Annotated in this window: 11 protein-coding genes; 7 read left to right on the forward strand and 4 right to left on the reverse strand. The window is 30.6% G+C overall.

Annotated features, from left to right (window positions below; genetic code table 11):
* Positions 1-4: 4 nt before the first annotated feature.
* The 4 genes from B3578_RS11620 (at position 5) to B3578_RS11635 (ending at position 2900) form a co-directional block, all read left to right on the forward strand.
* On the forward strand, positions 5-580 hold the full coding sequence (locus tag B3578_RS11620; RefSeq protein WP_219034522.1) for an RNA polymerase sigma factor: 576 nt from the start codon (positions 5-7) through the stop codon (positions 578-580).
* Complete coding sequence (locus tag B3578_RS11625) at positions 564-1226, forward strand: hypothetical protein (protein ID WP_219034523.1); 663 nt, start codon at positions 564-566, stop codon at positions 1224-1226. Before B3578_RS11620 ends, B3578_RS11625 begins: the two co-directional genes overlap by 17 nt.
* Before the next feature lie 29 nt (positions 1227-1255).
* On the forward strand, positions 1256-2296 hold the full coding sequence (locus B3578_RS11630; protein WP_286494968.1) for a PorT family protein: 1041 nt from the start codon (positions 1256-1258) through the stop codon (positions 2294-2296).
* 154 nt (positions 2297-2450) lie between these two features.
* Complete coding sequence (locus B3578_RS11635; protein ID WP_147280029.1) at positions 2451-2900, forward strand: hypothetical protein; 450 nt, start codon at positions 2451-2453, stop codon at positions 2898-2900.
* Positions 2901-2934: 34 nt separating this feature from the next.
* Here B3578_RS11635 and B3578_RS11640 read toward each other — a convergent pair whose 3' ends face one another.
* From B3578_RS11640 to B3578_RS11655, 4 genes are read right to left on the reverse strand one after another with little or no spacing between them, the layout of a single operon-like run.
* Positions 2935-3222 carry a hypothetical protein gene (locus B3578_RS11640; RefSeq protein WP_038333316.1) on the reverse strand — a complete coding sequence of 96 codons (288 nt, stop codon included), beginning with the start codon at positions 3220-3222 and terminating at the stop codon, positions 2935-2937.
* The gene (locus tag B3578_RS11645; protein WP_171623750.1) at positions 3223-3720 is read right to left on the reverse strand and encodes a YkgJ family cysteine cluster protein; all 498 of its coding nucleotides are present in this window, start codon (positions 3718-3720) and stop codon (positions 3223-3225) included.
* A complete protein-coding gene (locus B3578_RS11650) occupies positions 3702-4133 on the reverse strand; it encodes a pyrimidine dimer DNA glycosylase/endonuclease V (protein WP_219034526.1) in 432 nt (143 codons plus the stop codon). The genes B3578_RS11645 and B3578_RS11650 overlap by 19 nt, the downstream gene beginning before the upstream one ends.
* 8 nt (positions 4134-4141) lie before the next feature.
* Complete coding sequence (locus B3578_RS11655; protein ID WP_221854701.1) at positions 4142-5497, reverse strand: hydroxymethylglutaryl-CoA reductase; 1356 nt, start codon at positions 5495-5497, stop codon at positions 4142-4144.
* 405 nt (positions 5498-5902) lie between these two features.
* Between B3578_RS11655 and B3578_RS11660 the strand changes: the two genes are divergently transcribed.
* The 3 genes from B3578_RS11660 to B3578_RS11670 all read left to right on the forward strand — a co-directional run bounded on the left by B3578_RS11660 (position 5903) and on the right by B3578_RS11670 (position 7721).
* Positions 5903-6121 (forward strand): hypothetical protein, encoded by a 219-nt coding sequence (locus B3578_RS11660; protein WP_115002328.1) that lies wholly within the window; start codon positions 5903-5905, stop codon positions 6119-6121.
* 74 nt (positions 6122-6195) lie between these two features.
* Positions 6196-6954 carry a GLPGLI family protein gene (locus B3578_RS11665; protein WP_291048889.1) on the forward strand — a complete coding sequence of 253 codons (759 nt, stop codon included), beginning with the start codon at positions 6196-6198 and terminating at the stop codon, positions 6952-6954.
* Positions 6955-7004: 50 nt separating this feature from the next.
* Positions 7005-7721 (forward strand): GLPGLI family protein, encoded by a 717-nt coding sequence (locus tag B3578_RS11670; protein ID WP_115002331.1) that lies wholly within the window; start codon positions 7005-7007, stop codon positions 7719-7721.
* The last annotated feature ends 38 nt before the right edge of the window (positions 7722-7759 follow it).

Consider the following 7759-nt stretch of genomic DNA (forward strand, 5'->3'; position numbering starts at 1 on the left):
ACACGTGAAATTATTTGTACTAAATCGAAAAAGTAAAGAAGAAATTTTAGTCGATCGACTAAAAAAGAACGATGCTTTGGCGCAAAAAGAACTCTACGAACAAAACTCCAAAAAGATGCTGAGCGTTTGTAGAAGTTACATCGAAGACATGCATTATGCAGAAGATTGTATGATTAACGGTTTTTGTAAAGTCTTTAATCATATCGAGAAATTTCAAAATAAAGGAAGTTTCGAAGGTTGGATGCGTCGAATTATGGTCAACGAATGTTTAACTTTTTTACGTGCAAATAAAACATTGATTTATGTTGATGATGTAAGAGTTTCTAATTATGATGAAGCAGATGAAGAAGTAGAAGAAACATGGTTAAATTTTAATGTGCAAGACGTGTTAGATCAACTTTCAGAACCTTATAGACTGGTGTTTAATCTTCATATTCTCGAAGATTATTCGCATCAAGAAATTGCAGAAATGCTCAATATTTCGGTATCGACCAGCAAAACGCAATTGTTTCGAGCAAAGGCAAAACTGAAAGAAATTGTTCTAAGTAAAAAGAAAATGACAAATGAAAAACAACGATAAAATATCAAACTATATAAAAAACGATTTAGAAAATCGTGAGCTAAAACCTTCGCACGATGCGTGGGACAGAATTCAGGCTCGTATGGATGTCGCTCCATCACCACAAAAATCAAACTACAAATGGTGGTTATCTGCTGCGGTTGTGGCGTTATTTACAGTTACTACGTCTGTTTATTTATTTACGAATCAATCTAAAAATGATGAACCAAAAGAATTGGTAAATCATCAGGAACAAAATAATCCGCAACAAATTCAATCAGATTCTAATACAGTTCATTCTTCAGAATCGATTTTAGCGAATAATGAAAAGATTGATTCTTCTAAAAAAGAAGTTGAAATTCAGCCTCAAGAAGAGAAGAAACCAATTCAACATGGTAAAGTTCAAGTGGCGATAAACGAAGAATCTCAACAAGTTGAAATGGCTTTTCCAACGAAGAAAGAAGCTATTGCAGAGAAGAAAGAAGAGTTAAAATCAGAAGCTCAACCAAAGAAAAATATTGCAGCTAACACAACATTAGATTCTGTAAAAGTGAACAAAAAGAAGAAGAATTTTGTAGATCCAAATATGTTGTTGTATTCGATCGAAAATAAAGAAAATCTAAAGGAGTCAAACCAATCGCGCGTGGTTTCTATCGGCTTCAAATAAAACATTAATATCCCTAAATTAGCAAGATTATGATAAAAAAACTTATCGTAGCAGGATTATTATGCTTATCAGCTACATCACTATATGCTCAAAAATTTACATTTGATTTGAATGATAAAAATGACGAAAAAATCAGTCCAATTGTAAAAGATCGCATTAGCGAATTTACGTTAGTGATTCGTCAAATTGTGCAGGAAGAAAAATCTGCAATGGAAAAGAAAATTGCGGCAGTTGACAAAGAATTAGCAGAAGGAAAACTGAATGCTTCTGAGGCTACAGCGAAGAAAGAAGCGATTGCAAATGTGTATTCGGGAACGATAAATGATCGTATTCAGGAAGTGAATTTTAACTTAGATGATATCATCAAACAACAAGTTGCATTTTCGATTATGAATGGCGAAGATCCAATTACGCCAAAAACGAAACAAGATGTGACGAAACGTTACCGAATTGCGAATCAAATTAACGGTTATGCTTCTTTTGGATACATGGCGTTTACAGGAAAAAAAGACGAAGAATTGAACAAACACGAGAAGTTTTCGAGCAATTTAACAGTAGGTTTAATGTATGAAAGACAATTATCCTTAACGAGTCCAGTTAACTTTTTAGCAGGAGCATTATTCTCTTGGAGAACTTACAGAATTGACGATGATATGCGTTTTAATCGTGATGAAAATGGAGATGTTGGTTTAATAAAACATGACAAATCGTTAGACAAATCGAAGTTGCGCTCGGCTTATTTTATGGTTCCAGTTGGATTTAAATACAATTTTTCGAAAGTCAAAAATATTACCGAAGATTTTGCATATCGTCCGCAAGGAAAACACTATATCGCAGCATATATGTATGGAGGAACGTTGTTATCATCGAATAATATTTACAAAGGAGATGGTGTTCGCAGCAAAAATCGTGGAAATTATAATGTGAATAATTTTATCTACGGAGCCGAAGTAACAATTGGTTTAGGATTGATTGATGTCTTTGTGAGAAAGGATTTTAATAATTATTTTAAAGATAATACATTCGATAATCGTAAAATGATTCAGTTTGGCATAAATCTTGGATTATAACAATTATCTCAATCATAGTTTTAGTATTGAAATTTTATAACATAACATTTTTTTTAATATAATGAACCTCAGATTTATCTGAGGTTTTTTATTTGTAGAAAAATTTTCTAAACCTGTTCAAAAAAATTGTAAATTAGTACAAATCCAATGAGAGATGGTAAAATCTAAACTTAGTTGGCAAACACTTCTTCTCGTCATCATTTTTCTATTATTAATGATGGTTAACTTCACGTTTGTCAAAGCTTTTTGGTTTGGAGGAAATTTTTGGATAGACGAACCTTTTTTACGCATTGGCGTTTTCATGATTTCTTTACTTGCATCGATGTCTATTTTATACGATTTAACGTTTAATTTGACCTTATTTACGTTAAAAGAAGAAACGTTCGAAATCAGAACAATTTTCAAAAAAGATGAAATTCCATATCGAGCAATTTATTATTTGTACGAAGAAGAAGACATTTTTCGCTTGAATCGCAATCAAATTCTAACTATTCAAACCAAAAAATCAAAGTTCAGATTACGAAGTTTTTTTGATTCAAATTATGATCAAGTAAAAACTAAACTAACCGAAAAAGCAGAACAATACGTTAATTTATTAGCTTAATGATATTAAAAAAACGTCGCTCATAGACGACGTTTTAATTATTACTATTATTTTTTAAGTAAATCAAAATGTTTTGAATCAGCACTAAAATTGCAACCGACGTAAAAAACATAAAGCCAACATAAATGGCAACTTGCTTGTCTTGACCAATTTTTATGAAGATAAAATAAGCCAAAAGTGTTCCCATGATTTGCATCAAAACGGCGCGCCAAGCCACTTTTTTTACAACAGCTGCATCTTTTGTTCTAAATCCAGCAATTCCTTGATAAATTGTCGGAAATATCAACATAATAAATGCGATTATTTTTAGAGGTGTTTCCATTTATACTTTTATTTCTTTCTGCATTTGTTCCACAACTTCGTAAGTTGCAGGACAAATTAGCGTGTTTTTTATGGTAAGATGATTAATCTGGTAAAATTTCTTACGATCTGTATGCGGATATTCACGACAAGCTTTCGGGCGATCTTCATAAACCAAACAATAATTTTCACTATCCAAAAAAGGACAAGGAACTTGCTGCAAAACATAGTCGTTGTCTTCATCAATTCGCAAATATTTATCAATAAATTGACTTGGTTTAATGCGAAAAACATGCGCTAAACGCTCAATATCTTTTTGTGTAAAAAGGGGACCAGTTGTTTTGCAACAATTCGCGCAAGAAAGACAATCAATACGATTGAAAACATCTTCGTGGATTTCTTCCATTTTCTGATCCAAGTTTTTAGGCGGTTTCTTCTTCAACTTCTCCAAAAACTTTTTGTGTTCGCGTTGTTTTTCTTTTGCTTTCGCAAAATATTCTTCTAAGAAATGATCTCCCATTTTTCTATCTCTCCTTCTTTTACTTCAAAAATCTCCGCGCAATCAACCATTTTAAGGTTTTCAAATTGTTTGAATCGCTCAGGATCTCTTTGTTCTAACTTCTTTAATAAATGGTTGAATTCATATTGCATTTGACCTGTTGTAACCTCAATTTTAATCTTTGTAAAATCAGAATCAATTTTATTTCGGTCAAAATTATATCCTCGTCTTGTGGCTTCGTCCCAAACTTTTGCTAAATATTGATTAATCGCTTCAAGCGGTTTTTCAATTGCTTTGAAACGAGTTAATTGCGGATGATTTTTATAACCTTTTGTATTGCCTTCCAAAACATTTTTTGCCAAAAGCGTTTCGCGCCAAAGTGCTACAATTCCTTTTGCATCGAGATATTTCGGATGAACAGACCAAATTCGCATTTGTTAGATTACTTCTCTTTTTTGATCTCTTCTACATTTTTTACACCACGTAATCTGCAAAACTCTTCGATAACATTGTGATGAGAAACCGTTTTATCTTTAAAATAATTGACAAAATATTTCTTTTCTTCTTCAGTTGCTTCTAACTGATTCAAGATATTCATTAAGTGCATTTTCATGTGACCTTTCTGAATTCCAGTTGTAACCAAAGAACGTAATGCACCAAAGTTTTGCGCTAAACCTGCAACAGCAACAAATCCCATCAATTCTTTAGCATTCGGTTTCCCAAGAATTCCCATTGCTAATTTTACTAACGGATGCAAAGCTGTCAATCCACCAATTGTACCAAGAGCAGTTGGTAAATCAATCCAAAAACGAAAAACTCCATCTTTCACTTCACAGTGTGTTAACGAAGAATACTGCCCATCTTTCGCCGCATATGTATGCGCACAAGCTTCTACAGCACGGAAATCGTTACCTGTTGCAATCACAACCGCATCAATTCCGTTCATAATTCCTTTGTTATGTGTTGTTGCACGATATGGTTCTATTTCTGCAATGCGAACAGCGCGCAAAAACTTTTCTACAAACTCTTCTGAGGTTACATTTCCTTCTGCCAATTGCTCAACAGGACAAGAAACCTCTGCACGAACAATACAATCTGGCGTATAATTCGATAAAATACACATCACGATTTGAACTGAATCTTTTTCATCATCTGTAAAAGTAGAATCAGCTTCTATCTCGTTGCGTAATGTTTTGGCAAATTGTTCTAAACAAGAATTGATAAAGTTTGCACCCATCGAATCCATTGTTTCGAAAGACGCTTTTATTTGATAATAGTTTTCTAAATCAGCAGTTTTATCAATTAATTCCAAAGCTAAAATACCACCACCACGCGCACGCATGTTTTTGGTGATATCATTTGTCGTTTCGATTAATTGATTTTTAATCGTTGTTTCAAATGCATTTTGTAACTTTTCTTTGTCGCCTTCGTACATAAAATGAACGTGACCCAATTTTGTTGTGGATAAAATAGTTGTTTTGAAACCACCACGTGTTTGCCAAAACTTCGCAGCTTTAGAAGCCGCAGCAACAACAGACGACTCTTCAACAGCCATTGGAATGGCATATAATTCGTCGTTGATTAAAAAGTTTGGTGCTAAACCAAACGGCATATAGAAATTAGAAACTGTATTTTCTGAAAATTCGTCGTGCAGTTTTTGTAAATCTGCATCATCATTCCAATATTGTTTCATGATTTGAATTGCTTTTTCATCGCCATTCAAATATTCATTGACAACCCATTCAATTTTTCCTTCTTTCGATAATTTCGAAAAACCTTCTACTGCTTGATGCTTCATATTGGATATTTTTTTATAAGACAAAAGTACAAACGTTTTGAATGTTATAAGATACTTCTTCTGTTTTTTGATTAATTTTTAACGATTTAGTAGAGTAGTGGATTTGGTTAAACACAATAAATGTAGAATTAGTTATTGTACTATAAATTTTTGAAGAAAATATCCACTTGAAAATTGATATTCTAAAATATAAAAAACACCTTTTACTTAACATAAAAGGTGTTATAAGATATTTCAACTCTAATGTAAAAAACTTCATTTTTAAATATTTCTTAAATTAAGTATTTAAAATTTTTTGTTTTTTAAAAAAAATATTAATTTAGAAATATTAACAACAATATTTAAACTAAAAAAAATGGAAAAATCTTATTAGCAAGTGCTTTTGCACTTATCGGAACTTTTGCTATGGCAAACGAAACAGAAACAAAAATTACAAATGAAGTTAAAGAATTATCATCAGTTATAAATTATAATACTTCTGAAGATGTTAATAATTGTGAAATAACAATTCGTGATGGTAATGGTAAATTACTTGCTTATACAATAGTTTATGCTACTTCAGAGTTAAATTGTAATTATCAAGCTGATAAGTATTTAGAGCAATATATTGCAGATCATTCATAATTGAATTAACTAATATCAACTACATTAATATAGCCTGATTATAATTAATCAGGCTATTATAAAATAAATAATAAATGAAATTAAAGCCACTATTATTAATAGTTTTATTTTGTATTGCTAATTCTATTTATGCGCAAATCTATAAGCTTGATTATCAGTTTAATAATCATGTTTCAATATTGAATAGAACAAATACATATAACACAACATTAGTATATGACGTTCCTAATAAGGTAAGTTTATATACGGTAATAAAACTAAAAGAAAAAACAAAGAGTGAAAAAAACAGCACTTCATTAGTTATAGATGAAAAGGTGATTGATAATGAATTAATTTATAGTAATTTCAAAAAATTAGAAATGGTCATTCAAGAACAGATTGATATTGAAATGATGAATTTTACAGAAAAAATACCAACTATCAAATGGGAATTATCAAATGAAACAAAAGTAGAAAATGATTATAATCTTAAAAAAGCGACTGCTACTTTCAGAGGGCGAAACTATACAGCTTGGTACACATTAGATATTCCTGTAAATGTTGGACCATGGAAATTGCATGGACTTCCTGGCGCAATAGTAAGTGTTAATGAAGACAGCGGGAGATATTCTTGGCAATTAAAGGACGTGAAAAAGATAGAAGTAAGTACAATAAAAAATCCTTTAGAAAATAAAACGTATGCTGTAAAAAGCATCAAAGAATATCCACAATTAAAATTTGAAACGCCAGAAAGAGTTAAAGAAAAATTAAGAAAAATAGACAGTAATTTTATATTCCCAAAAGGAGAAAGAATAGATATAGAATTATTATTTGAATGGGAAAATAATTTATGATTCAATTAACTATCCAAAGCCACAGAAATTAGAAAAAAATAAGAATCTATATGAAAAATATACTTTCATTTGTAATGTTATTGTGTTTTGTAAATACATTTTGTCAAGAAAAAATACAAATAGAATACGAATTTCGAAATGAATTTGATATTGAAAATGCAAAAGATGCTGTTGTCAAAGAACGATTAAAAAACAGTAACGAAAATAGATTGTATTTTGAGTTTTTAAGTTCTGATAAAGAATCGCTTTTCCAAAGAATAGATAGAATTGATAACTCTCAGGGTAGATCAGGAGTCTCAATTTCCTTTATAAGTGGACCAGGAGGAATTTATTATAAAAATTTAGTTGACAAATCAACTCTTTCTGAAGTGAACTATAACGGAAAAAAAATGTTAATAACCGATTCTATAACAACCAAAAATTGGATATTAGCAAAAGATAAAGATAAAATTTTAGGGTTCGATGTTAAAAAAGCAACTTTACAAGTTTCTGAAAATTCATTTGTTGAAGCTTGGTATGCGTCAACAATTAAAATAAAAAATGGACCTTCTAATTATGAAGGATTACCAGGAATTATTCTAAAATTAATTTTGACGAATAAAGAAGAAAATTCCGTAAACAAACAAATTTATTTAGCAACAAAAGTTGAAGTGAGTGATAAATTAAAAATAAATAAACCAACAAAAGGTAAATCGATAACTCAAGTAGAATTTGATGAAATGATGAAAGAGGAGGAGAGAAAATTTAATGAATTATTTAAACAATAATTAAAAAACATATAAAAAGACACTGTCCAAAATTTTGT

Source organism: Empedobacter sp. UBA1574, assembly GCF_002322895.1.
GTDB classification, from domain to species: domain Bacteria; phylum Bacteroidota; class Bacteroidia; order Flavobacteriales; family Weeksellaceae; genus Empedobacter; species Empedobacter falsenii_B.

Coding starts and splice junctions, on each gene's coding strand:
- B3578_RS11625 (WP_219034523.1), top strand. CDS start 564: ATGAAAAACAACGATAAAATATCAAACTATATAAAAAACGATTTAGAA.
- B3578_RS11630 (WP_286494968.1), top strand. CDS start 1,256: ATGATAAAAAAACTTATCGTAGCAGGATTATTATGCTTATCAGCTACA.
- B3578_RS11635 (WP_147280029.1), top strand. CDS start 2,451: ATGGTAAAATCTAAACTTAGTTGGCAAACACTTCTTCTCGTCATCATT.
- B3578_RS11640 (WP_038333316.1), bottom strand. CDS start 3,222: ATGGAAACACCTCTAAAAATAATCGCATTTATTATGTTGATATTTCCG.
- B3578_RS11645 (WP_171623750.1), bottom strand. CDS start 3,720: ATGGGAGATCATTTCTTAGAAGAATATTTTGCGAAAGCAAAAGAAAAA.
- B3578_RS11650 (WP_219034526.1), bottom strand. CDS start 4,133: ATGCGAATTTGGTCTGTTCATCCGAAATATCTCGATGCAAAAGGAATT.
- B3578_RS11655 (WP_221854701.1), bottom strand. CDS start 5,497: ATGAAGCATCAAGCAGTAGAAGGTTTTTCGAAATTATCGAAAGAAGGA.
- B3578_RS11660 (WP_115002328.1), top strand. CDS start 5,903: ATGGCAAACGAAACAGAAACAAAAATTACAAATGAAGTTAAAGAATTA.
- B3578_RS11665 (WP_291048889.1), top strand. CDS start 6,196: ATGAAATTAAAGCCACTATTATTAATAGTTTTATTTTGTATTGCTAAT.
- B3578_RS11670 (WP_115002331.1), top strand. CDS start 7,005: ATGAAAAATATACTTTCATTTGTAATGTTATTGTGTTTTGTAAATACA.